The 24,793-nt window shown below is 67.1% G+C and carries 18 protein-coding genes; 11 read left to right on the top strand and 7 right to left on the bottom strand.

The window, feature by feature from the left end; all coding sequences use genetic code 11:
* Nucleotides 1-160: 160 nt before the first annotated feature.
* Nucleotides 161-352, top strand: coding sequence for a hypothetical protein (locus ACFY1U_RS47150; protein ID WP_380871452.1), 192 nt, complete (start codon nucleotides 161-163; stop codon nucleotides 350-352).
* A gap of 262 nt (nucleotides 353-614) precedes the next feature.
* Here ACFY1U_RS47150 and ACFY1U_RS47145 read toward each other — a convergent pair whose 3' ends face one another.
* The 3 genes from ACFY1U_RS47145 to ACFY1U_RS47135 all read right to left on the bottom strand — a co-directional run bounded on the left by ACFY1U_RS47145 (nucleotide 615) and on the right by ACFY1U_RS47135 (nucleotide 3,153).
* A complete protein-coding gene (locus ACFY1U_RS47145) occupies nucleotides 615-1,685 on the bottom strand; it encodes a hypothetical protein (RefSeq protein WP_390700259.1) in 1,071 nt (356 codons plus the stop codon).
* Nucleotides 1,686-2,095: 410 nt separating this feature from the next.
* Entirely contained in the window at nucleotides 2,096-2,389 is a 294-nt protein-coding gene (locus ACFY1U_RS47140; RefSeq protein ID WP_390700258.1) for a hypothetical protein, read from the bottom strand.
* A 539-nt stretch (nucleotides 2,390-2,928) separates the two neighbouring features.
* On the bottom strand, nucleotides 2,929-3,153 hold the full coding sequence (locus ACFY1U_RS47135; RefSeq protein ID WP_390700300.1) for a helix-turn-helix domain-containing protein: 225 nt from the start codon (nucleotides 3,151-3,153) through the stop codon (nucleotides 2,929-2,931).
* Between the two features lie 182 nt (nucleotides 3,154-3,335).
* Between ACFY1U_RS47135 and ACFY1U_RS47130 the strand changes: the two genes are divergently transcribed.
* From ACFY1U_RS47130 to drmC, 6 genes are all read left to right on the top strand, one after another.
* A complete protein-coding gene (locus ACFY1U_RS47130; RefSeq protein ID WP_390700257.1) occupies nucleotides 3,336-3,653 on the top strand; it encodes a transposase in 318 nt (105 codons plus the stop codon).
* A 687-nt stretch (nucleotides 3,654-4,340) separates the two neighbouring features.
* On the top strand, nucleotides 4,341-7,634 hold the full coding sequence (drmD, locus tag ACFY1U_RS47125) for a DISARM system SNF2-like helicase DrmD (protein WP_390700256.1): 3,294 nt from the start codon (nucleotides 4,341-4,343) through the stop codon (nucleotides 7,632-7,634).
* Nucleotides 7,634-11,701: a DNA methyltransferase gene (locus ACFY1U_RS47120; RefSeq protein ID WP_390700255.1), complete on the top strand. Its 4,068-nt coding sequence runs from the start codon at nucleotides 7,634-7,636 to the stop codon at nucleotides 11,699-11,701. The genes drmD and ACFY1U_RS47120 overlap by 1 nt, the downstream gene beginning before the upstream one ends.
* 68 nt (nucleotides 11,702-11,769) lie before the next feature.
* Nucleotides 11,770-15,297 carry a DISARM system helicase DrmA gene (drmA, locus tag ACFY1U_RS47115; protein ID WP_390700254.1) on the top strand — a complete coding sequence of 1,176 codons (3,528 nt, stop codon included), beginning with the start codon at nucleotides 11,770-11,772 and terminating at the stop codon, nucleotides 15,295-15,297.
* On the top strand, nucleotides 15,294-17,165 hold the full coding sequence (drmB, locus tag ACFY1U_RS47110; protein ID WP_390700253.1) for a DrmB family protein: 1,872 nt from the start codon (nucleotides 15,294-15,296) through the stop codon (nucleotides 17,163-17,165). The genes drmA and drmB overlap by 4 nt, the downstream gene beginning before the upstream one ends.
* Nucleotides 17,162-18,040 (top strand): DISARM system phospholipase D-like protein DrmC, encoded by an 879-nt coding sequence (gene drmC / locus ACFY1U_RS47105; RefSeq protein ID WP_390700252.1) that lies wholly within the window; start codon nucleotides 17,162-17,164, stop codon nucleotides 18,038-18,040. Before drmB ends, drmC begins: the two co-directional genes overlap by 4 nt.
* Before the next feature lie 210 nt (nucleotides 18,041-18,250).
* Here the strand turns inward: drmC and ACFY1U_RS47100 are convergent, their stop codons facing one another.
* Nucleotides 18,251-19,306, bottom strand: coding sequence for a hypothetical protein (locus ACFY1U_RS47100; protein ID WP_390700251.1), 1,056 nt, complete (start codon nucleotides 19,304-19,306; stop codon nucleotides 18,251-18,253).
* A gap of 14 nt (nucleotides 19,307-19,320) precedes the next feature.
* Nucleotides 19,321-19,881 carry an AAA family ATPase gene (locus tag ACFY1U_RS47095; protein WP_390700250.1) on the bottom strand — a complete coding sequence of 187 codons (561 nt, stop codon included), beginning with the start codon at nucleotides 19,879-19,881 and terminating at the stop codon, nucleotides 19,321-19,323.
* A 542-nt stretch (nucleotides 19,882-20,423) separates the two neighbouring features.
* On the opposite strand from ACFY1U_RS47095, the gene ACFY1U_RS47090 reads away from it, so the two are divergent.
* Nucleotides 20,424-21,059: a PadR family transcriptional regulator gene (locus ACFY1U_RS47090; RefSeq protein ID WP_390700249.1), complete on the top strand. Its 636-nt coding sequence runs from the start codon at nucleotides 20,424-20,426 to the stop codon at nucleotides 21,057-21,059.
* 65 nt (nucleotides 21,060-21,124) lie between these two features.
* Here ACFY1U_RS47090 and ACFY1U_RS47085 read toward each other — a convergent pair whose 3' ends face one another.
* Nucleotides 21,125-21,553 (bottom strand): SRPBCC family protein, encoded by a 429-nt coding sequence (locus tag ACFY1U_RS47085; protein WP_115913988.1) that lies wholly within the window; start codon nucleotides 21,551-21,553, stop codon nucleotides 21,125-21,127.
* Nucleotides 21,554-21,670: 117 nt separating this feature from the next.
* Complete coding sequence (locus tag ACFY1U_RS47080; protein WP_390700248.1) at nucleotides 21,671-21,838, bottom strand: hypothetical protein; 168 nt, start codon at nucleotides 21,836-21,838, stop codon at nucleotides 21,671-21,673.
* A gap of 219 nt (nucleotides 21,839-22,057) precedes the next feature.
* Here ACFY1U_RS47080 and ACFY1U_RS47075 point away from each other — a divergent pair, with 219 nt between their 5' ends.
* The 3 genes from ACFY1U_RS47075 (at nucleotide 22,058) to ACFY1U_RS47065 (ending at nucleotide 24,777) form a co-directional block, all read left to right on the top strand.
* Nucleotides 22,058-22,603 carry a Clp protease N-terminal domain-containing protein gene (locus ACFY1U_RS47075; RefSeq protein ID WP_390700247.1) on the top strand — a complete coding sequence of 182 codons (546 nt, stop codon included), beginning with the start codon at nucleotides 22,058-22,060 and terminating at the stop codon, nucleotides 22,601-22,603.
* Nucleotides 22,604-22,649: 46 nt separating this feature from the next.
* Nucleotides 22,650-23,654, top strand: coding sequence for a DMT family transporter (locus ACFY1U_RS47070; protein ID WP_390700246.1), 1,005 nt, complete (start codon nucleotides 22,650-22,652; stop codon nucleotides 23,652-23,654).
* 169 nt (nucleotides 23,655-23,823) lie between these two features.
* On the top strand, nucleotides 23,824-24,777 hold the full coding sequence (locus ACFY1U_RS47065) for a DMT family transporter (protein ID WP_390700245.1): 954 nt from the start codon (nucleotides 23,824-23,826) through the stop codon (nucleotides 24,775-24,777).
* The last annotated feature ends 16 nt before the right edge of the window (nucleotides 24,778-24,793 follow it).

Genomic DNA, 24,793 nt, shown 5'->3' with positions numbered 1-24,793 from the left:
CCGAGTCCGGAGTGTGACCGCTCTGTTCGTCGTGCACGTGCTCGCCCCCGGGGCCGTGGTGTGTTCGCCGGTGTTCATCTTCGTCCGGGCGAACCACGGCGCACACCGTTTCCGCGACCTTCGAGCACGTCAACACCCCACCATGTACAGGGAGTCCGTCGTGTCCGTCGTTCTGCTGACCACCGCACTCGTCATCGTCGTCGCGTTGCTCGCCGCGGCCGGCGCGGGCAAGCTCGCCCGCATGGACGGTGCCACCTACCCCGCCGCCTTCACTCGCGCCGCCATCACCTTCGCCGCGGTCCTCACCCTCGCCGCCTCCGTGACCGCAGCACTCGCCGCCCTGCTCACGTAATTACCGGTACTCGCGTCTGGCCTGAATAGTGCAGGAGCCCCTCAATGCGGCACCGTCCCCGAAGGAGGCTCGGGACGGTCAAGAATCCAAGGTTCGTCCCCTAAGGACTTTCCCGTAAATGATCTACGACAGCCAATCGGGTACGGAGCAATGACTCACCTAGCCAGGACAGGGTTGTTGAGGCGGGCGATGCCGAGCACGGCGTGGTGAACGCCCTTTTAGAGACCTTCTTCGAACGGGTGCCCGGCCGTATACGCGCGGATCACATACGCGTCACGCGGGAGCTATCGACCGGCTCGTAAGAGCGGATTTCTCCTTCGGAGACTTCGATGATGAGCGAACTGGTCACGCGTACATCGTCTACGGGGTGCCAGCCCATCTCGACGCCGCCATCCACTGTGAGTTCATAGGTAGAGACGTTTAGGTCGGCACGGAACGCAACGGTCGCCTCCAGCGTGGCGTTTCGAGGGTCATCGCCGGCTTCCTCGCCCGTCCTCGCGTACTCCATGCGGATGTCCGACACATCGAGCACCTCATACACCTGGCGCAGGGTGACGTCATTCAGTTCGGGCTGGTGTTGGTGGCTGCCGGCCAGCAGGAGCGCCTCATCGGCCTCGAAGCCGCCGAGATCCATCTCCGGTTCGGCCCAGTCGTGATGAGTCCCGTTTGAGTCGCCCACCAGCGAGGAGAAGTAGTGGGTGATCCTGCGCTCCAGTACCTGCGGGCTCTGCACCAGCCTGAACAGCGCCTGGTTGAAGTCCTTCCAGTTCATCATCTGGGGAGGAGCCACTCGGAGAGCCTTGCAGGCGACCTGTACATCGCCGTCCTGGCTGAGCAGGGCGACTTCGTCGAACGAGCCACCAGCCTTTACTAGGACGTCCCGCAGCCAGGCGGAGTCGGAACCCCCGGTCTTGACTCCCTGCTTTTTCCGGCCGGGCCCAGTCTGCATGATCTGGTCCCTCAGCCCAGCGCGTGCCGCGTCTCCGCTTAGCTCCACGATCGTGACGCCCGGCACGGCTTTCAGCTCCCTGAGAAAGTCCTCGGCGACACCCTGACCGTCCGAAGGGAGTACTGGGGGCTGCACCTTGATGCCTGCCGCAGACATCAACTTCACTGCGGACTTCGCTGCGACGCGGAATGTTTCGACCTCGCGGACGAGGTGCTCCGCCCACTCCAGGGCCACGAGCTCCGGAACCCATGTCTCGACTCCTGCGTCTCCTGCCAGGGCCGCGATCCGCCGCACCTTCCCTAGATGAGGGAGTCCTTTGCCGAGCGCGTTAGCGTCGAAGATGATCGCGCGGAGAGGATCCGGCAGAGCGGGTGAAGTGTCCATGCGCACATCCTGACAAGGCGACGGCTTGCGCAGCAGGGGTTTTGAGAATCGCCCCGAGCGGCACCTACCAAAGAGCCGTCCCGTAACCCCATGAGGCTGAGGGGCATGCTCCGTCAGGGTCGGCGCCGATGGCACCGGCCGAGCGAAGCGAACGCCCGAAGTCTCCGGACATCGCTGGACCTACGTGCCTAACGTGCCAGAAGCCTGATCCACGCTCTGACATGGGAGATTAGGTTGACAACCCTAGATAACGACGACGGAGGGTTGTCATTACATGCGGCGCGGGCACACGTTCGCAGGACGACCGGCCCAACACCGTCCCATCGATGCCCAACCCTCGCTACACTCCCCGCCGCCAGGCCGTTGACCAGGAAAAATACAGAAGTCCGGCTGGAGTATTAAAGGAGCTCTTACAGGTCGATGCCGTACAGCGGGTTCGTCTCGTCCCACATCCCGGCCTGCTCGAAGTACCCGGCCAGGGACTTCGAGCCGTCGCCCCAGCCGCCGTGGCGTCCGGTCTCGATGAGGTCTTTGCCGGCCTGTTTGGCGGCGGTGCCGAAGCCGCGGCGCAGGCTGTGTCCGCTCCAGCGGGGTGGGAGGTCGGGCAGCAGTTCGGTGGAGGCGGTCAGGCCCGCGCGGGCGGCGGCCCGGCGGAGGCCCTTTGAGCAGACTGAGGACGGTGGTGTGCGCGCACCCGATGGCACGGCCCAGTTTCGGCGATCCCGGCTTGCCTGCTTCCTCGTAGAGCTTGTGCAGTCACGTCAGGTAGTCGAGCACTGGTCCAGCCGGCCAGTGGCTCGGGATGTCGATCGCCAACCTGTCCTCAAAATCGTCTTGTAGCGCGCTGTGCAACCTTGGGGCACAGCGTAGGGACTTGGAAGTCTGGTCCCTCGCTACTGGGATGCTCAACTGAGCTTCAAAGCACAGGAGGTGAGGAGCATGAAGCTGGGGGAACGAGTGGTGGCGGACCGTCCGGTACGCCATCAAGGAGGAGCGCCGGACGGCCCGACCAATCAGCATCCTTGTGGTAGTGGGCGCCATCGCGTTGGCACTGGTCATGATCGGCAGCGGTGTCGGTGTCACCGGGACGATCGGTTGAGGCAGAGCACGGTGGGGCGGGCACGATCTCAGTATCCAGTAGCAGGACAGCACATCGCGGGCCCCGGTCGAGACGGCCGGGGCCTTTGCAATGCCTGGGGCCGCCGGCACTCTGCTACTGCCGCGAGTTTCCGATTCTTTAGCCTCAATCTTGCGCCGGGCTACCAGCCTCCGGGAATGTCCCTTGCTCGACATCGAAGACGGCCAGTAGACGAGAAGGTTGGACGTGCAGGCCGCCAGCAAGGTTGATCAAGGTTGGATTGCGCTGGCCGTGCTCGATATAGACCACTCCGCGGAAGCTCAGGCCGCTATGGGCTGCCAGCTCCTCCAAGGTCATGCCGCGATCCTCGCGAATGCGCCGGAGGTGCATTCCGAACGCGTGGAGCACAGGGTCGGGCAGAGACGGAGACACGCCACCGACTTGATCACTCGCGCCTCTTTGGCCACCATGAACAGTTGTGCATAATTCTTCCAGTAACGCGTGGAGACAGCTCAGTAGGCTGCAGTCCGTGGCAGTAGTCCGGCCGTGCCGAACGGCTTGGAGGTAACGACGTGCCCGCTCAGCGCAGGTATCCGCCCGAGGTCATGGAACGTGCGGTGCGCATGGTGCTCGACATCCGCGTACAGGACCCGGACCGTGTTGGCGTGGTCGGTACTGTCGGCGACCTCATGAAGATTCACCCTGAGGTACTGCGGCATTGGGTCAAGAAGGCCGAGGCGAGTCGTCGCGAGCCCACGGCCGAGGTTCCAGGGGACGATCGGCTGCGCGAGATGGAGCGTGAAATCCGGGACCTGCGCCGTGCCAATGCAGTTCTTAGGGCTGCCACGCTGATGTTCGCCTCAGAGCTTGAGCTTGCCCAGACCCGCTGATGATTCCAGGCTTCCCCGGTCGGGTCGGGCTGTCCTACCGCCGGGCCGAAGGGATCTTCGGGGATAAAGCGCCTCGACCACGGTGGTGCGTATCCCGCGCCCGCTTGCCGTTTCCGTGGCGGTGTTCACCGACCCGGGTCACAGAGCGCCCGAACGGCGGCGTCGAGCGGGTTTTCAGGCCTGCTGTCGGCGTACGCCCGAACTTGCCCAGGCATGTACACGGTTACGTACCTAGCCTCGGCGGGTGACGCGCGGGCTGCGGCCGAGCCTGGCTCACGTTCCGGCCACGCGGGGCTACGGCTTCTACTTCGCTGCGGCCCGTCAAGGACCCGTTACGGCTGGACCGGCTACCTCGGCACCCACCCCGGCCCGCTCTACAGAACCCGTGACCAGGTGCCGGCGGACCTGGCGGCGCGCTGAGTCGGCCGGTCACCGCCGCACCTTGGCGCACCGTCACGGGCGACTCCTGACCGCCGTCAACGGCCGGGGGACTACCTGGGCACCTTGTAGGCGACGTGGTCCATGCACGCAGGTTTCTGCTGTTCAAGATCATGGGAAACCGCTCCGCTTCCCGAGCCGTCGCTGTCCGGCTTCGTTCACCGTCTCCCAGGATCTGGGGGAGTCCTCAGGCTCGTGGAAGGATGCACAGGGAGCAGTAGGTGATCCAGGGGCGGAGAGTTGGCGCGGGTGGGTGTCGAAGAGCGCGACGAGGCGGACGTGTTTACGTACGGTGCTGCGGTGCCGGCCGTAGGACAGCTGGTTACCGTACGCAACCGTCATTGGGTGGCCACGGCGGTGGAGCGCTCCTCGATTGCAGTCGAGCAGCCAGGCAGTCCACTACTTGCCGAAGCCCAGCACCTGGTCTCTCTGGTGTCCGTGGACGGTGACGCTGGCGACGAGGAGCTTCGCGTCCTGTGGGAGCTGGAGCCCGGTGCCACAGCTCGTGAGCAGCATGCCCTGCCCTCTCCGGCTGCAGGGTTCGACGATCCGGCGAAGTTGGACGCCTTTCTGGACGCGGTGCGCTGGGGTGCGGTGGCGACGGCGGATAAGACGCTGCTGCAGGCGCCCTTCCGTTCTGGGGTCAAGCCGGAGGACTACCAGCTCGACCCAGTGGTGCGGGCACTGCAGATGCCGCGTACGAACCTGCTGATCGCGGACGACGTCGGCCTCGGCAAGACCATCGAAGCCGGTCTGGTGATGCAAGAGCTGAAGCTGCGGCACCGGGCCCGGACGATGCTGATCGTGTGCCCTGCGTCACTGACGCTGCAATGGCGCGATGAGATGCGGGATAAGTTCGGTCTCACCTTCAAGATCGTGGACGCGGAGCTGCTGAAGGAGCTGCGACGGTCACGCGGCCTGTACGCGAACCCGTGGAAGCACTATCCGCGCTTGATCGTCTCGATCGACTGGCTCAAGCGCGAGCGGCCGCTGGCGCTTCTGCGCTCGATCCTGCCGCCTGTGCCTCAGTACCCGCGGACCTTCGATCTGCTTGTGGTCGACGAGGTGCACACCTGCGCGCCCTCGGGCTCGGGGAGGTACGTGGTCGACTCTCAGCGCACAAACGCGATCAAGACTCTGGCCCCGCACACCGAGCACCGGCTGTTCCTCTCGGCCACCCCGCACAACGGCTACCTGTCCTCCTTCACCGCACTGCTGGCACTGCTCGACAGCCACCGCTTTGCTCGTACGCTCGAGCCCTCGGAGGAGGCCAAGGCTCAGGTGATGGTGCGCAGGCTGAAGCGGGACCTGCCGCCGAACTGGGACGGCAGCCCGCGTTTCCCGGAGCGCGACCTCGACCATCCCCTGGAGGTCGCCTACGACGCCGGCACCCGCGATGCCTACGCGAAGCTCGATCAGTACGCGCAGTCCCGTCGAGAGGCGATCAACGGGCAGCTGACGCTGGCAGGCAAAGCTCCGAGCCGCGCCGCGGACTTCGTCGTCACGCTCCTCAAGCGCCGCTTCCTGTCCAGCCCGAAGGCCTTCGCCAACACGGTGGAGGCCCATCTGCAGACAATGCTGGCTCGGGAGCGGCAGGACCAGCCCGAGCGGGATGGTAACTCCGGCGCGCATACGACGTTGGAGAAGATCCTGGTCAAGATGATCGAGCAGCTGGACGAGACGGCGGAGGACGACACCGCCTTCGAGGAGGCCGCGCGGGAGGCCCTCACCACCGCCCGCCGGTTCGTCCCGCCGCTGTCCCCTGCCGAGAAGACTCTCTTGGGGGAGCTGCGCGACTGGGGGCTGCGCAACTCGGACAAAGCCGACGGCAAGTTCACCGCGTTCCTCGGCTGGCTACGCAAGAACGTGCAGCGGAAGGAGACGGGTGCCGACGGTGTGAACGGCCGCTGGGACGGCGAGCGGGTCATCGTGTTCACCGAGTACCGCGACACGCAGCGCTGGCTGTACGAACGGCTGATCAGCGCCGGGATCCCCCGAGAGGCCATAGCTCAGCTCTACGGCGGTCAGGACCTTGACGAACGCGAGCGCGTCAAGAACGTCTTCCAGGACGACCTGGATGTCGACCCGGTGCGCATCCTGCTCGCTACCGACTCTGCGAGCGAGGGCATCAACCTGCAAAACCACTGCCATCGCGTACTGCACTGGGAAATCCCGTGGAACCCCAACCGCCTCGAGCAGCGCAACGGCCGAGTGGACCGGCACGGACAGACCGCCGCACAGGTCGAGATCGTGCACTTCGTCCCCCAGGGTTGGGATCGGCAGCGCGAGGAGGACACTGGATTCGCCGAAGGCACCCTGGAGGACGCGATGGCGTTCCTTGGCGTCGCGGTCCGCAAGGTCGAACAGATCCGCATCGACCTCGGCAGCGCCGGAGACGTGATCGCCAGCCAGGTCGAGCAGAAGATGCTCGGCAGGCGCTCCAGCTGGCAGACCACCGACCGGGAGATCCAGCGCCGAGTCGGCAAGGCCGTACTGAAGATTGAACGGAATTTGGCGCACGACCTGCAGCAGGCCCAGGACCAGCTCACCCGGACCCGCACCGAGCTGAACTTGGGCCCGCAGACGATCGAGCGGGTGGTGCGCACCGCGCTGCGGCTGGCCCACAACAAGGACTTGATCGACATTCCGTCGCCAAAGAAGGTTGCTGCGCGCTGCTTCAGGCTTCCGGAACTCAAGGGAGATTGGGCGCAAGCCCGCAACAACGGCCTGCGGCACCCGGTCAGCGGCAAGGAGCGCCCGGTAACCTTCGACCAGGACTACGCTGGCCGCGCCGACGTGGTGCTGCTGCACCTGAACCATCCCCTGGTCGATCTCTGTCTGCGCCTACTGCGCGCCGAACTGTGGTCCCAGGGCGAGCACGGTGACCACCTGACCCGGGTCACCGCCCGCGTCGTCCCCAGTGACCTGCTGCGCAGCCCGGCGGTGATCGCACACGGCCGTGTCGTGATCACCGGAAACCGCGGCGTGCGCCTGCACGAGCAGATCGCTCTGGCCGGTGGACTGATCGAGCATGGCAAGCTGGCTGTGGAGAAGGACTCCGACGTCCTGGAGCGCTGGCTCGCCGCCGCGTCGCAGGACGCACCGCCGCCCGAGCTCCGCGACCGGATCGCCGAACTGTGGGGCGCGCTGGAGGCACCGCTCGGCAAGGCACTGGCGGTCGAGTCCAACAAGATCGTACGCAAGCAGCGCAAGGTGCTGGCCAAGCGCTGCGAGGAGGACGTCAAGGCGATGCAGACGGTGCTGACCGAACTGGAACGCAACATCCGCGAATCCCTGGACTCCAGCCCGCAGTGGAAGCAGATCTCTCTACTTACCGCCGATCCGGAGCGCGAGCAACTCGAGAAGGACCATACGGAGCTGGAGGCACGCCTCGCAGCCATCCCCGCACAGCGCGACTCGGAGGCCGCTGCCTTGCGCCACCGCTACGCCGACCCGGTCGCCCGCCGCTTCCCCGCCGCGGTCACCTTCCTTGTCCCTGCCTCCTTGACCGTAAGTGCTACCGCACACCAGGCAGGCCGCTGATGCCAGCACGCACCCGCACCCCGAAACCCAAGCAGCAGTCCCCGATCGAGCAGCACGGCGAGTGGCTCAATCTACTGCGCGCGGACGGCCCCTTCATCAGCGCGAAGACCCTCGCCGAGGCGTTCCCGCAGGGCCTCGGCGTCGTCGAAACTGCGCTCCGGGCCCGCCTCCGGCAGGCGTGGGCCGAGCTCCAGGCCGCGCCGGAAACCCTGTGCTCCGCCTGGCAGAACCTCGTCCTGGAGGAACTTCTCGACTACCGCGGGCAAGCTCTGCGCCAGGGCTCGATGCTGCCACGCGAACTCACTGAAGGCTCCGGCACCGCCCCTGACGCACTGCTGATGGGCCCAGCCGACCCGACCAGCGCCCTGCCCGGCGCAGCCGAACGCGCCCTGATCTACCGCCGTCCCTGGGGCGAATCCCTCACCCGCGCCCGAAAGAGCCTGCCGTCACTGGTTGAGCAGGCTGCCGAACTGTGCCGACGGCGCGCCGTCCCCCTTGCGCTGCTCACCAACGGGCGCCTATGGGCCCTGGTCCATGCACGACCCTCGACGCCGACGTCCTTCGCCGTCTTCGACGCCGACCTCTGGTCCGAAGAGCCATTGCTGCTTCGCGCCTTCGTCTCGCTGATGGGAGCCCGCTGCGCCGCGATTGCTCCGAAGGACCGCGACGGCAAGGACACAGACTCCCTGGGCGCCCTGTTCACTCGCACCGCCCAGGACACCACCGCCGTCACGAAGACTCTCGGCCAGCAGGTCCGTGCGGCCGTGGAACTCCTCGTCGCCGAGCTCTCCCGCCGCGACCGCGAGGCCGGCGGCGGGGTGCTGGCGGACGTCGCCCCCGGCACCGTCTACCGTGCCGCCCTGACAGTCATGATGCGCGTCGTCTTCCTCCTCTACGCAGAGGAGCAGGCGCTGCTGCCCGCCGACGACGAGCTGTACGCGGAGTCCTACTCGGTCACCAAGCTCTACGAGCGCCTCAACCAGGACGACGCCACCATCGCGGACCGCGAATGGGCAGCCTGGCCCACCCTGCTCGCCACCTTCCGGGCCATCCACGGCGGCGCCCGCCACCCGGACATGTGGATCCCTGCGTACGGCGGATCACTGTTCGACCCGAGCAGGTTCCCTTGGCTGGAGCGACTGAAGGTCAGCGACCGCGTCGTCTTCGCCATTCTCGAAGCGCTGATCATGCTCAAGCGCGCCACCATGACCGGCAAGAGCGCGCCACCGGAACGCCTCTCCTACAAAGGTCTCGACGTCGAACAGATCGGCCACGTCTACGAAGGCCTCCTCGAACACTCTGCCGTCCGCCTCGACGAGACGCACCTCGGCCTCAAGGGCAGGTCCGGCAGCACCGCCAAGCTCGCCGACCTCGAAACCTGGCACGCCACCGGACGCCTCCAAGCCGAGGTAACCAAGCTCGCCGGGCTGACAGACAAGCAGTTCACCACCGCACTGGCCACCGAGCCAACCGGGGAAGAGATCGGCCAGCTCGACGCGGCCTGCGACAACGACCCCGAACTCGCCACCCGCGTCCGGCCGTTCTTCGGCCTGCTGCGCCTCGACCTGCGCCACGAGCCGGTCGTTCACCCCATCGGTACGGTCATCGTCACCCAGGTCGGCGACCGACGCGACTCCGGCACGCACTACACACCGCGCGCTCTCGCCGAAGAGATCGTGCTCCACACCCTCGACCCGCTCTGCTTCGCACCCGGCTCCCCGGATGGCATCCCGCGCCCCGCCGACGGCACCCAGCCGGCCGAGTGGCGAGTACGGCCGACCTCGGAACTCCTGGCGCTCAAGATCCTCGACCCCGCGATGGGCTCCGGAGCGTTCCTGGTCTCGGCATGCCGGTACCTGTCCGAACGCGTCGTCGAAGCATGGGGCCGCGATGGAGTGCCGGAGACGGTCGTCGCGCGCCTGGGCCAACAACTTGAGGACCGTGACGCTCTACTCCTCGAAGCCCGCCGCATGGTCGCCGACCGCTGCCTGTACGGCGTCGACAAAGACGAGATGGCGGTGGAACTCGCCAAGCTCTCACTGTGGCTGGTCACCCTCGCCAAGGGCCGACCCTTCAACTTCGTCGATCACGCACTGCGCTGTGGTGACTCCCTCATCGGCTGCCTTACGGTGGATCAGATCGAGGCCTTCCACCTCATGCCCAGCGAGGGCCGGATGAAAGTCCGTCTTACCGACGAGATCGACAAGGTCATCGGCCCGCTGCTGTCACGGGCCGCGGAATTGCGCCGGGACATCGAGGAGCACGAGGTCTTCGACATTCGTGATGCGCGGGAGAAGGCAAAGAAGCTCGCTGAGGCCGAGTCGTTGACGGAACGATTGCGGCTTGTTTCGGACGCCGTGGTAGCAGCGAAGCTGTCCACTGCGACAACCAAGTCCGAAGACGCCTATGACGATCGTCTCGCCTCTATTGCCGACCTTGTCGAGCGGGCACTGCTGGATGACAGTGACGCGGCGGCCGAGGCTCGTGCCATCATTGACAGCTGGCTGCGTGGCCCCAGCGACGGGCCACGCAGGGCGCCCCTGCGTCCGTTGCATTGGCCGCTGGAATTCCCCGAGATCTTTGCTAACCCAATTAGAGGCGACCATCATTTTGATGCCGTCGTCGGGAATCCCCCCTTTTCCGGTGGGGTGCAGACCAGCGCCCGCATCGGGAAGGATTGTCTGCACTATAACGTGCAAGTAATTGCAAAGGGTCATGGATCGGGCGGTCGGGCTGACCTCTGCACGTATTTCCTCTTGCGTAACCTTGACCTCGCACGGTCTCGGCGAACCGGCATCATTGCAACCAATAGCATTGCGCAGACTGACTCTCGTGAAGTCGGCCTTGATCGAGTTGTTTCACAAGGCTGGAAGATCTGGCGTGCCGTTAAGTCAATGGAATGGCCAGGTCAGGCCGGCGTATACGTCTCGCTAGTGTGGGTTGGCATGGCTGGGGATAGAGAGAAATTCATCCTCGAAGGTCGACCCGTGCGCGAAATTTCGCAAAGCCTTACTGTCCCGTCGCGCACCGTTGGCGCGCCGAGAAAGCTTGCTGCGTCGACCGGGCAATACTCAGTGGGATGTCAGGTAACCGGGGACGGCCTCGTTCTTGACGATCCCGACGAAGTTCAGAGTCTGATTGCACTGGACCAGCGAAATGCAAGTGTAATCTTGCCGCTGCTGAATGCCGATGAGGTCAACAATCAACCGACTCTTGGAGCCGCTAAATCGGTGATAGATTTTGGGTTGATGAGTCTCCAGGAGGCGCAAAGTTTCCCCTCCCTCCTTGCGCGTATCGAGGCATGTGGCCGCCCTAATCGAGAGGCATGGTGGAGGTTCCATCGACCGCGGCCCGAGATGCGCCGAGTCATCTCGAAACATGATCAGGTCCTAGTTATTGGGCTGCATAGCAAATACGGCCTACCGGCCATCGTCCCAAATGGCCAGGTTTTTTCGCATGCTCTGTGTGTCTTTTATACTTCAGACTGCGCTGCAATGCTCGCGCTCTTGACCAGCACCTGGCATTTCAACTGGTGGACCGTCAAGGGTGAGTCGACGCTGGAGACGCGGCTTCGCTACACCCCCTCCGATGGATTCGACACTTTTCCCCAGCCGAAGCTTACTCAGCGAATCCGTGCCGTAGGTGAGGAGTTGGACACCTACCGTCGTCATGTCCAGCTGTCGCGGACGCCGCAGCTCGGCATGACCGATCTCTACAACGAGGTCCATAAACAGGCTAACCACGACACCGACATCCAGCGGCTGCGGGAGCTCCACGTCGAGATCGACGAGGCCGTGGCCGAGTCCTACCTCGCGCACCCTTTCGCTGCACGGTTCGGTTGGACGCCGCTAGCGCTGAACCATGGCTTCCACGAGACTGTCCACGGCCTGCGTTGGACTGTCGATCCCGACGTTCAGACCGAGATGAACGACCGTCTACTCGAACTTAACCATGCCCTCTACGAGGACGAGGTTCGCCACGGCCTCCACAGTAAGAAGGGTTCGGCTAAACCTAGGAAGACCGCGGCCCGCAAGCCACCCCCCGCTTCCGAGGACGTGCTCTGGTAGCGGAGGCCGCCTGCTACTTGGCAGTGATCTGTCTGTCTTGTCAGCGTCGCGTCTTATCGTAGTGATCCATGAGCGACATGTTGCCGGCCTCGCCGTCGAACGGTTCGATCCTGGCTGTCCCGCCCCCTGGTGCGGTGCGGGACGAACTGGCCGAGTTGGTGGTGCGGGACCTGCTCGGGCCGGTGGGCGGCGAGATGGAGGAGGTCGCGGACGCTCCGACGGATTGGTATGTGCTCGGGCGGCTTGCGCCGAACGGCACCACGATCTTTCCGGAGGAGCTGGACGCCCCGCTCGGCGACAGCAGGCTGGCTGGCGCGGACGATGGGGCACCGGACGCGGATGCGCCGAACGTGCCGAGCCTGAGCCCGTCTTCGATCGGGTTCACCGCGCGGGTACGCGGTGACGCGGACCGCTTGGAGGTGACCGGGGAATGGGCACGCTATGTCCGCGCGCGCTCGACGGATCCGAGCGTCGAGAAGCTGATCTGGCGGCGTGAGCCGCACGTCGGCAGCGTCCCGGTCAAGCTGGTCGAGGGTGTCGTGGAGCCGCTCGTTCTCGACAGCGAGGACGAGAAGATGGTGTTGCGTGGACGGGTACGTCGCTTCGAGGACGACTGGCTGGTCACACTGTTCCTGGTCAACACGACTGAGACCGATTCCAACTCCCCGCTGCACTGGGCCTTCCAGGCCGAACTCTCGGCGACTGGGGCTGAGGCCGCGGCGGTGTTCCTTCCCCGGCACGAGCCCGGCTCCGGCGGCGACAGCGCCGACCGGGCCGAGCAGCGACGTCTGGCGATGGCGTACCGGTTCAGTCCGGAATTCGCGGTGGGGCACGCCACCGGCGTACACGCGACGGCAAGTGACTCCGATCCAATGACGGCGGTCGCGATTCGAACGAAGGCTGCACCGCACTATGACATCGAGCAGACCGACGCCCCGTCAGCACACAGTGACCCGGACTTGCCGGAGTTGGCTGACCTGCTGGTCGACATGAAGGTGCTGGCCACGTGCGAAAGGCAAGAGCTGCGCGCGGGGCTGATGCCGCTGGCGGCCGGCTACCGGGCATGGATCGGGCGGTCCGAAGCTCGAGTCGGGCAGGAGGGTCAGCACCTTGACGAGTACCGGACCCAGGCGGGTGAGGCGCTGAGGGATGCGAAACGGGCAGCGGACCGTATCGAAGCGGGGATCGAGCTGGTGCTCGGGAACGACGACGCCTTGACCGCGTTTCGGTTCGCCAACAGCACGATGCACCTGCAGCGCATCCACACCCGGGTCGCCGCGGCTCGGCGCCGTGACCCGTCCCGTGATGTCGAGGGAGTGTTCCTCGAGGAGGACCAGCCGGCCCACCGGTCTTGGCGCCCGTTCCAGCTCGCGTTCCTGCTGCTGAATCTGCCTGCCTTGACGGATCCGGCGCACCCGGAGCGTGCCACGGGGGCTGAGGCGGTGGCGGATCTCCTGTGGTTCCCCACCGGTGGTGGCAAGACCGAGGCGTACCTCGGCTTGACTGCCTACACTCTGGCCATCCGCAGGCTTCGACCTGATCTCGGCGGTCTCGACGCGTGCCACGGGGTAGCGGTCCTCATGCGCTACACACTTCGGCTGCTGACGATCCAGCAGTTCCAGCGCGCCACCGCGTTGATCTGCGCTTGCGAGGTCCTGCGCCGGGCGGACGAGACGCGGTGGGGCACGGAACCATTCCGGATTGGGTTGTGGGTCGGCGGAAAGGTCTCTCCGAACACGACCGACCATGCGGATAAATGGGTCAAGGACGTACGGAAGGCCAGTGGGCGGCCCAATCGGGATTCGGGCTCGCCCTACCAGCTCACCAGCTGCCCGTGGTGCGGCACGAAGATCGAGAAGGGACGCGACGTCGAGGTCGACATGACTCTTCGCCGCACCTACCTGCGCTGTCCGGAGCTGTTCTCCTGCCCGTTCGGCGGCTGGGACCCGAATGGGGAGGGCCTGCCGGTCGTCGTGGTCGACGAGGAAATCTACCGGGTCCTACCGAGCCTGGTCATTGCGACCGTCGACAAGTTCGCGCAGCTGGCCTGGAACGGGCGCACCCAGGCCTTGTTCGGGCGGGCGTCACGACACTGCTCACGCCACGGGTATGTCACGGCGCAGATCGCGGATGAGAGCTGGGAGACCGGCAGTCACATCGCGGAGGGCCGCTACCGGTCTGCGGCGCTCACCACAGCCGCACAGGTACGTCCGCCGGATCTCATCGTCCAGGACGAGTTGCACCTGATTTCGGGCCCCCTGGGATCACTGACCGGCCTGTACGAGGCCGCCGTGGACCGATTGGCCACCTGGGAGTACGTACCGGGCAAGACGGTGCGGCCCAAGGTGATCGCCTCGACAGCCACAGTCCGCCGCGCGGAGCGGCAGATCCACGCCCTGTTCGACCGGCGCACCGAGGTCTTCCCGCCGCAGGGCCTGGAGATCGGCGACAGCTTCTTCGCCCGTCAGCGGCCTGCCGACTCGCATCCAGGACGCCGCTACATCGGGATCTGCGCGCAGGGGGTGCGCACAAAGTCCACGATGATTCGCGTGTACGTCGCCGTGCTCGCCGCCGCTCAGACCGTGCACAAGAGGTACGGAAGCAACCCGGTGACCGACCCGTACATGACGCTGGTCGGCTACTTCAACAGCCTGCGTGACCTCGGCGGTATGCGTCTCTCCGTGGAGGACGACGTCTCCACCCGACTGGAACGCGTCAACGAGCGTGGTTTGTCCCGGCGTTACGACTTGAGACTCGAGGAACTCACCTCACGGCTGACCTCGGAGAAAATCAAGGACATCCTCGATCAACTGGAGTACACCTTCCCCAAGGCGAACAAGCTAACGCCCATCGACGTGCTCCTGGCCACCAGCATGATCGCCGTCGGCGTCGATGTCTCCCGCCTCGGCGTCATGGTCGTGGCCAACCAACCCAAGTCCACCGCCGAGTACATCCAGGCGACCAGCCGCGTCGGCCGTGCCACCCCGGGCCTCGTGTTCACCGTGTTCAACTGGGCCCGCCCACGCGACCTGTCCCACTACGAGACCTTCGAGCACTTCCACTCCACCGTGTACCGGCACGTTGAGGCCCTCTCGGTAACTCCGTTCGCCGAGCGCGCCATAGACCGCGGCCTGGCCGGTGTCCTGGTGGCGCTGGCCCGCAACCTGGACGCCAGCGATAACGGCAACCTCGGCGCGCAGACCTTCGACACGCACAGCAGCAAGGCCGACCACATCGTCCGCTACCTCGAACGCCGCGCGGGCGAGATCTCCACCGATCGCACCGTCGCGGCTCGGGTACGCGAAGAACTCGACAGCCTCCTGGACCTGTGGGCGCGCGAGCAGCGCCGCCCGGCGACCCGGCTTGCCTTCGACGCCAAAGGCAAGGCCGACGACATCGTGGGACTGCTCCGCAGCCCGGACGCTGGCCCCTGGGGTCCCACAACCTGTCCGACCTCGTTGCGCGAGGTCGAGCCGGGTATCCGTCTGGTCCTGCGAGCTGCACCGGGCAGCATCGACGACCATGAGAAACACCCCTTCCTCCCACGTACAACCCCGGACATTGATGGCGCCAGGCAGCAAGGGGACCTCTCATGACCAGCACCACGAGCGTTTCACGACCGGCGGACGAGCTGCGAGTCGGGGAGCTGCGGCCCAGCCAGCTGCTGCACACCTACGGAGTCGGCGCGGTCGCGGACCTGCCGAACCTCTCGGTGATGATCCTCGGACTCGACGAGTGGGCGTTGGAGCAGGCCGCGATCGTTCCCGAGGAACGGCTACTCGCGGCGGTGCGCAGCAAGCTCGGCAACCAGGTCCAAAACCTCCGGATGCCGCCGTACACGCCGGAGGACCCGAACGACTTCAGCGGCGCCTGGTCGCGGATCGGCGTTCCAGTCGCGGTGTTCCCGGGTTGGCTGCGGTGCACCGACAATCGCTGCAACCGGCTCGCACCGGCTGACTCCGGGCTCTTCCATCTGCTGCCGAACAGCTTCGCGCCCGACCAGACCCGCTACGTCCACTCCTGCCGCGAGAGCGGGCGCAGGAGGCCTACCGCAGTACCGGCCAGGTTCGTCTCAGCCTGCCCAGCTGGGCATCTCGACGACTTCCCGTGGATGTACTTCGTCCACCGCGGCGCGCCGCACGGGCCGGACCACACGCTGAAGCTGGTCGAGCGCGGCACCACCGGTGAGGCGGCGAACATCTTCGTCGAATGCTCTTGCGAGGTGAAGGCCCGTTCCATGGCCGAGGCCATTGGTACCCGCAGCGAGCTCGTCCTGCCGGCCTGCCGGGGCCGGCACCCGCACCTGGGGACCTTCGAGCCCTGTACCGAGCAGACCCGGACCATGGCGCTGGGCGCCACGAACGGCTGGTTCGCGATGCAGCTGCGGGTCTTTTCCCTGCCGCACGCTGAGAACCCGGTTGACAGCGCGGTCGTCGAACACTGGGCCGGACTGCAGGTGGTGGCGAGCCTGCCACGCGAGACCGCCCGCCTGGTCCTGCCTACGCAGGTGATGTGGCCACAACTTGAGCGCTTCGGCGCGGACGAGGTATTGAACGCGATCGCCCGCCACCGTGACGGAATGCAGTCCGGCGCCGTCGAGGACGTGGACGCACTGGACATTGCCGGCCCGGAATGGCTCGCCTTCATCGGCCGTCCCCAGAACCATCCTAATTTCAGCGTCAGCAACGAGCCCGTACCGCCCACCCACCGCAATTGGCTTAACCAGGTGCGGCTCGTCAAGCGGCTCCGAGAGGTATCAGCCCTGTACGGGTTCAGCCGGATCGACGCACCGGAATGGGGATCCGCGACCAGCGGCGGACCGGTACAGGAGGAGAACCGCGCACCGCTGACCAGCTCTGCGCCGAGCTGGGTGCCGTGTGCGGAGACCCGCGGCGAGGGGATATTCCTTCGCTTCGACGAACAACGGGTCGCCACCTGGGAACAGAACCCGGACGTCATCCGACGCGCTGGCATCCTGAGAGCCGCACATCGGAAGTGGTGCGCCCAGCGCCGGACCGCCGCGGAGTGGCCGGGCATCCGCTACCTGCTGCTCCACACCTTCGCCCACGTCCTGATCCGCGAGTTCGCCCTGGAGTGCGGCTACGGCGCCTCCGGCATCGGCGAACGTATCTACGCACGCTCCGGCGACGACCCGATGGCTGGGATCCTGCTCTACACCGCGGCCCCCGACAGCGAGGGCACCCTCGGAGGCCTGGTCACCCTCGGCGGGCAGCACCGGCTCGGCGCTCTGATCGACCAAGCGCTCGAGGCCGCGCGGCTATGCGGCTCGGACCCCCTGTGCGCCGACCACAACCCGGTCGCCCACGGCCGCCTGCACGGCGCAGCCTGCCACGCCTGCCTGTTCGCCGCGGAAACATCCTGCGAACGAGGCAACCACTTCCTGGACCGCGAACTGCTCGTCGAGACGTTCAGTGGCCGGCCAGGCGGATTTTTCACGCCATGACCGGCCACAAGGTCGGCCAAGCCGCGATCCCCCTTCCCGAAGTGATCTCTGAGCTCGTCGCAAGCCTCCCCGAGACCCATCTCGCAGCCTGGACCAGGGCATTGCGCACCATCAAAGCTCCCGACGATCAGACAGAGTCCCGTCTGATCGCCGCGCATCCCGGCGCGGGACTCGGGCCGCGCGCCGCTCTGCTGCTGTCCGCCTGGAGATCTGCCGATCCGCAACTGCCGGGTCCCGCCCTGGCCCTAGCCCTCGAAGCTGCCATCTGCCGCTACGAGCAGGACCTCGCCTCCCACCATGTCGACATCGTCGTCTCCGGCCCGCTGAGCGGTACCGTGCCGCTCAGGCTCACCACATCCGCGGCAGTCGAGGTCATACGGTCGGCGACCCGCACGCTCCTGCTTACCAGCTACGCCGCATTCGGCATACAGGAGATCGTCGAGGAGATCACAGAGGCCGCAGATCGTGGCGTCAGCGTGAACCTGGTCCTGGAGACCGCGCGCTCCGCCGGCGGCAGGCTGCATGGAGAGACCGACGGGCGTATCGCATTCCACGCATTGCGCTTCCACCCGGACGTGCACTTATGGCAATGGGCGAACGCCGAGCGGCGCGGCTCTAGCGGCCGACGCGGCAGCATGCACGCCAAGGTCATCGCCGCTGACCGAAGCACCGTCCTGCTCGGCAGCGCGAACCTCACCGACAACGCGTACAACGACAACTTGGAGGTCGGTGCCGTCATCCGCGACCCGATCGCCGTCGGTAAGCTCGTCGATCACTTCACCACCCTGATGCACTCAGAAAGCAGCTTGCTGGTCCGATTGCCGTGGGTACCCTCCCAAGGAAACGGAGTTGACGAGAGCGACGGACGTACCTGAACCACGGTCGAGGTGCCCTACGGCTCATGCGCCCACCTCTGCTCGGTCCGGGCCTGGCGCTGGTGGAAGGAGACCGCCGGGCTGACCCCCGAGGCAGTCCGGCCTTTGGGGGAACATCGCTCGCCTGCCGCCCGCAGAAGGGGTGAATTACTGACGGCTTCCGGGCTTCCTCGGCGACCACCTCGAGCTTTTCCGCGTGGTCATGACTGGCTAGAGCCTGTAGTAGCTGTCTCCGTTCGGGAGGAGCTCGTGTTTCCGCATTGGATCCCAGGCTCGCCGGAAGACCGTGGCGAGGTAGCGGTGTGCGACGAGCGCTTCGCCGGCTCGGCGTGATGGGTCGAAGGCCTGGGCGTGGCGTTGCTGGGCGAGTTGGGTGGCGGGGATCAGGGCTGATTTCCGGAGGTTACGTTTCTGGTCGTGGACGTAGATGGGAGCAAGCGGCGGGCGTTTGGCGTTCATGTTCGCCCAGTGGCTGATGGGATCGTTGTCGTGGTCTTTGTAGCTGTAGTTGGGGTGTCGTAACCGCTGGGCGATCTCGGCATCGAAGAGGCGGCGGTTCCAGGTCGTTTTCTGTGCTTGCCGTCTCCAGTAAGGCGACGCGAAGAGCGAGGCCAGCGCAACGGCTTCGGGATAGACCACGGCGCAGAGACGTGCGACGGAGAAGGCCGATTCGGCTGTGTCGGGCGGGATGAGGATGCTGGCCCGGCGGACCCAGTCGTGCCGGGCCTCGCCGTTCTTGTTCTCCGGAAGTGACCAGAGCTGGCCGCAGATGAGTATGGCGGTGAGGACGGCGTCGTATGTGACGGCCCAACCGTGACGCCGCAGGATGCGTAGGTGTCGGCGCTGTGCCTGGACGATTTCGGGGAGGGCGTCGAGGGACGTGGTGTGTCCGTCGACGTCGGACGGGCAGAGCCATAACCGGTGTCGGGTGCATACGTAGCGGTGGTGCGGCAAGATCCTGATGACTTCGCCGCCGGGGTGTTTGGCGTCACAGTGGCGGCAGCCGCGTTGTGGCTGGTGGCGGAACATGGCCCAGTCGGGCTGCGGGGTGCGCAGTTCGGGTAGGGCTCCGGCGAGGGCGTGGACGGTCCGGCCGGTGACGGCGGCGAGGCGTTCGGGGATGACGACGCGGCGCATGCCTCCGGAGGCTTCACGTTCGGTGACGTACCGCCAGAGGGCATTGACACTGAGGCCGTGTAGCCGGGCCAGCCGGCCAATGTAGGAGGCGGCGATCTCGTGCTGTGCGGGCGGGACAGGGTCGGGCAAGCGGGGGAGGAGCATCAGGCGACGCGCCTCCGGCATGAGCGGGGTTTCTCCGGGGCTGTGAGGGCCTTGGAGCGTTCGGCGGCGTAGTCGCGGGCGAACTCCATGGCGAGCGTCTTCGGGGTGGTGGCCGGCGGGACGGTGACATAGATGACCGGGAGCCGGGAGCGGTCGCGTGGGTGGCGTTTGCGGACGGCGATCTCGTGGGCCCGTCCGAGTTGGGAGAGGGCGGTGGTCTTCCCGGTGCCAGAGGCGCCGCTGATGTTGATGCTCCGGCGGGCGGAGATCTGCTGGCGGTTGAGCTGGACCAGCAGTCGTGAGGTGGTGATGACCTTCTGGATGGTCGGAGTGTTCACCAGTGGCAGGACGGCATGGTAGTTCCGGCGGAGTCCGTCGTCGCGCAGTTTCCCCTTTGGTGACAGGGCCGCCCGCTGCACTGCGGTTAGCAGTGTGGGCGGGGACGACTCATGCTCGACGAAGCGGCGCCATCCCTCCTTCATGGTCAGCGGGCTGTCCGGCGGCAGCTCCTGTTCCGTGGCCTGCTGCGGGACGAAGGAGGTGCGGGAGGGCCTGGGCATAGCCACCTTTCGGCCTCTGCAGGGGCGTCGAAGACACCAAGCGGAATCACCTCGGCCGGTTCGGTGCGGTGGTCGGGCGGTGCTGGTTCGGGGGCCGTTCTCGGTGCGGGTGGCCGATGGGAGGCGGCGCCGGCTCTCTGATCATTTCGGAGCGTCTCACCCGACGATGTCAGAGAGGGGCTCGTGCTCGCTCCAGAAGTGCACGGTCCTGTAGGTCGTACTCGGGCCGCGGTGGCGTGCCCGGGGCGGCGCCGGGCGGCAGCCCGGTATCGACTTCCACGATGTGGCGAGACGGTTCCGCTGGCGAGCGGAACTCTGCGACTGCACCGCTCAGGTCGACATCGGTCCAACTTCGCTGTCACAGACCGTGCCGTGACCCATCTTCGATGACGCGAAGAGTCATCACTCCAAGTTCGGTGGCAAGCGGCCCATCTTCCCTGTCGCAGGTCAACCAAGAGTGTTCCGGAGGGTCTTGCCTACGAACAGTACCGATATATCGTTGAAGCATCGCGACAGATCAACGATGGAATGGAGTGATTGCGATGCGTTCCCATGGATTCGAACGTGGACACGGTGGACACGGCTCTCGCGGGCGGGGTGGTTTCGAGGGCCGACGCGGCGCCTTCGGTCCCTTCGGGCCGGGGGGACCCGGCGGTGGTCCTGGCGGCTTCGGCTTCGGCGGACCCGGCTTCGGCCCGGGCCCCTGGGGGCCACGAGGGCGCGGCGGACCGAGGGGCAGGGCACGGCGAGGTGACGTACGGGCATCGATCCTGGCCCTGCTGAAGGACCGGCCCATGCACGGTTACGAGATGATCCAGGAGATCGCCGAGCGCAGCGGCGGGGCGTGGAAGCCCAGCCCCGGCTCGGTGTACCCCACCCTCCAACTGCTGGAGGACGAGGGCCTGATCACCAGCGCGAGCGAGGGCGGCAAGAAGCTCTTCTCGCTCACCGAGTCCGGCCGCGCCGCGGCCGACGAGGGCCCGGACGCGCCCTGGGAGGAAGCCTCCCGCGGCATCGACTTCGAGGCGCTCGGTGAGATCCGCCAGGCCGGCTTCGGCCTGATGGAGGCCTTCGGCCAGGTCTGGAAGACCGGCAACAAGGAGCAGCGCGAGAAGGCGCTGACGGTCATCAACGAAGCCCGCAAGAAGCTGTATCTGATTCTCGCCGACGAGGACTGACCGTTCTTACGGCGACGAAGGCGCCCCGCGGAGCACTCCGCGGGGCGCCTTCCCGTGTCCGGCGGTCAGGACACCAGCCCGGCGAGCTTGCGCAGCGACTCGTTCAACGCGGCGGTCCCCGAGTCCTTCAGCCTGCCCGCCATCAAAGTGACCGCGGCGCCCGTGAACTCGCCGTCGATGCGGACCTTCGTGGCCTCGCCCTCGGGCGTCAGCGTGTAGCGCGTCGCCACGTTCACGGCCATCGGACCCTTGCCCTTGATGGCGAAGACCCGGGCCGGTTCCAGTTCCGAGATGGTCCACTCGACCTCGGCCGGGAACCCCATCAGCTTCATGTTCTCCTGGAAGGTTCCGCCGACTTCGAGCGCCGCCGGGCCGCCCTGCGGGAAGCTGGTGTGGGTGGCGTTCCACTCGCCGTACGCGGGCCAGTCCATCAGCTGCGCCCACACCTTCTCGGCCGGCGCCTCGATCCGTGCCTCCGCGTTGATTTCGGGCATGCGACCACCTCTTCAAGTCGGGCTGTGGTGTCGCGGAACGTAGCCGCAGGACCCGGAACATTCAATACTGATGAACCGTCAGAAAATGTGGGCGTTTCCCGGTGCGCCCCCGGGCGGTCAGTCGACCCGGCGGATCACCGCGGCGTCGAAGAGATCCCAGGCGCGCGGGAAGGCGCTCTCGTCATGGCAGTGCCAGGCGTCCCAGAACAGGTCGGCGGGCAGCGCGTCCTCCGGGGCGTCCACCCGGTACACGTACTGCTTGCCATCCACGGCCGGCAGGGACACCAGCCAGCACCTGCTTTCCACGCACTTCCTGGACGTGCGACGGGGCGCTGTGGTTGCACGCCAGGCGCGTGACAAGGCGGCGCGCGCCCCCACGGGCAGAACGGCCAGATCTCATCCGTAAGGAGGAGATTCGAGCCCGCCGGGTCCACTCACTGTGGGACGCGAAAATGCTCCCCCTCGGGGATGACCGGAGGCGAGGAGGTTGATGGGGTAGGGGGTGTGCAACCCCGTATCCCCCGGCAGTCGGTCGGCGAACAGGCCGTCGGCCCCCGCGTGGACAACGATGCCAGACTCAGTACCGAACTGGCAGCGGTGGTCTCCGGTGCCCGCCGCCGGGCGGTGCGCGACGGGGACCGGCAGATCGACACGGCCCATCTGCTGCACTCGCTCCTGGAGCAGGACCCCGAGGTGCGGGCCGTCTTCGACGACGGGCCCGAGATCGCCCGGCTGCTCGGCTACCTGGTGCAGCGCAGCATCGGCTACGGCCTGCGCTGGCAGGGCTCCGTCGAGGACTCCGGCGCCGTCCCCGTGGTCGCGGAGGCCGAGGGCTTCTCGCCGCTGGCCGCGGGCGCGATGGACCACGCCTGCGAACGCGCGGCCGCCCGCGGCGCCGAACCGGCCCGCGGCATCGACCTCCTCGCGGCGATCGTCGTCGACCCGCAGGCACGGGCCGTCGAGGTCCTCGACCGGGCCGGCCTCGAAACGGACGCCGTGCTGACGCGTATCGAGATCCGGCTGGCGCGGTCCGGATGGTCCAGCCGCTGAGACAGGTGTCATCGGGGGTGACGCTCATGTCGTCGCCTGTCATCATGTGGCCGTGCATACGTCTGAGAGCAGCCGGGGCAGCCGCGGCAGAAGTGCCGGACTCGGTCTGGCCCTCGGGTCCGCGGTCGCCTTCGGAGGATCCGGGGTCGCGGCGAAACCCCTGATCGAGGCGGGACTCGACCCGCTCCACGTGGTGTGGCTGCGGGTCGCGGGCGCCGCACTGGTGATGCTGCCGGTCGCCGTGCGCCACCGCGCGCTGCTGCGCCGGCGCCCGGGGCTGCTCGCCGGGTTCGGACTGCTGGCCGTGGCCGGTGTGCAGGCCTGCTACTTCGCCGCGATCTCCCGCATACCCGTCGGGGTCGCGCTGCTCGTCGAGTACCTCGCGCCCGCGCTGGTCCTGGGCTGGGTGCGTTTCGTGCAGCGGCGGCCGGTGACCCGTGCCGCCGCGCTTGGCGTGGTCCTCGCCGCCGGAGGGCTCGCCTGTGTGGTCGAGGTCTGGTCGGGGCTGAGCTTCGACGCCGTCGGCCTGCTGCTCGCACTCGGCGCCGCCTGCTGCCAGGTCGGCTACTTCGTCCTGTCCGACCAGGGCAGCGATGCCGGCGACGACGCGCCCGACCCGCTCGGCGTCATCGCGTACGGCCTGCTGATCGGCGCCGTCGTGCTGACCGCCGTGGCCCGCCCCTGGACCATGCGCTGGTCCGTGCTGACCGGCACCGCGCACATGGACGGCACCCCGGTCGCCGCCCTGCTCCTGCTGGCCTGGATCGTCCTGATTGCCACCGTCCTCGCGTACGTCACCGGTGTGCTCTCGGTGCGCCGGCTCTCCCCGCAGGTCGCCGGCGTCGTGGCCTGCCTCGAAGCGGTCGTCGCCACCGTCCTGGCCTGGGTGCTGCTGGGCGAGCACCTGTCGGCGCCGCAGATCGCCGGCGGTGCGGTCGTCCTCGTGGGCGCGTTCATCGCCCAGTCCTCGGCCCCTGCCAAGGGATCCCCCCAGCCGGTGGCGAGCGGCGGCCCGGAAAGGGAGTTGTCGTCCCGCGAAAGCGCCGCCTAGGGTGCTGATCATGCCTTCGAACGCACTCGTTCTTCCGCCTCCGGCCGCCTGAGGCGGGCCCTCCGGAAACCACGCCCGGCCCGGTGCCGGGCCAAACGGTGCTGCCCGCAGAAGAAGTCCACGGCCCGGCCGATGCCGGGTCCCTTCCGAAACTTCTGCGGAGACCTTCGTGTCGTCGAATGCTGCTTTCGGCCTGCCCGTCGGGCGAGGCCTGTTCTATCTGATCGTCGCCGGTGCCGCCTGGGGCACCGCGGGCGCCGCCGCCTCCCTGGTCTACCGGGCCGGCGACATGGGCTACGCCGCGCTCTCCTTCTGGCGCTGCGCGGCCGGCCTCGTCCTGCTGCTCGCCGCCCGCCTGCTGCGTCCGCGCGGGCGGGCCGCTGTACGCGAACCGCTCCGTCGCAGGGCGCTTCGGGCCGGTGTCTCGGGTGTCGGGCTCGCCGTGTTCCAGACCGCCTACTTCGCGGCCGTGTCCGCCACCGGCCTCGCCGTCGCCACCGTCGTCACGCTCGGCACCGGCCCCGTGCTCATCGCGCTGGGCGCCCGGCTGACGATGGGGGAGCGGCTGGGCCGCGGCGGCCTGATCGCCGTCGCCGGGGCCCTGGCCGGGCTGGGAGTACTCGTCCTCGGCGGCGGCGGAGCGACCGTACGCCTGTCGGGTGTGCTGCTCGCCCTGCTGTCCGCGGCCGGGTACAGCGTGCTGACCCTGCTCACGCGCTGGTGGGGCAGGGACGGTGAGGTCGACGCCTCCAGTACGTCGGTGGGGGCGTTCGCGGTCACCAGCCTGTGCCTGCTGCCGTTCGCACTGGCCGAGGGACTGTTCCCGCACACCGACCACACTGCCCTGACCCTGTGGCTGCTGGCCTACATCGCGGCCGTCCCCACGGCCCTCGCCTACGGTCTCTACTTCGCGGGCGCGGCTGTCGTCCGGTCCGCCACGGTGTCAGTGATCATGCTGCTGGAGCCGGTGGGCGCGACGGCCCTCGCGATCCTCCTGTTCGGCGAGCGGCTCACCACGGCGACCCTCGTGGGCACCCTGCTGATGCTGGGCTCGGTCGCCGGTCTGGCGCTGTCGGAGACAGGGGGCACGCCCACGGAGGCGGAGGACCCGCTACTCGTGTGAAAGCCGGGGTGCGGCC

The organism is Streptomyces sp. NPDC001351 (genome assembly GCF_042896045.1).
GTDB lineage: Bacteria > Actinomycetota > Actinomycetes > Streptomycetales > Streptomycetaceae > Streptomyces.
This window is presented reverse-complemented; position numbering and strand designations above follow the sequence as displayed.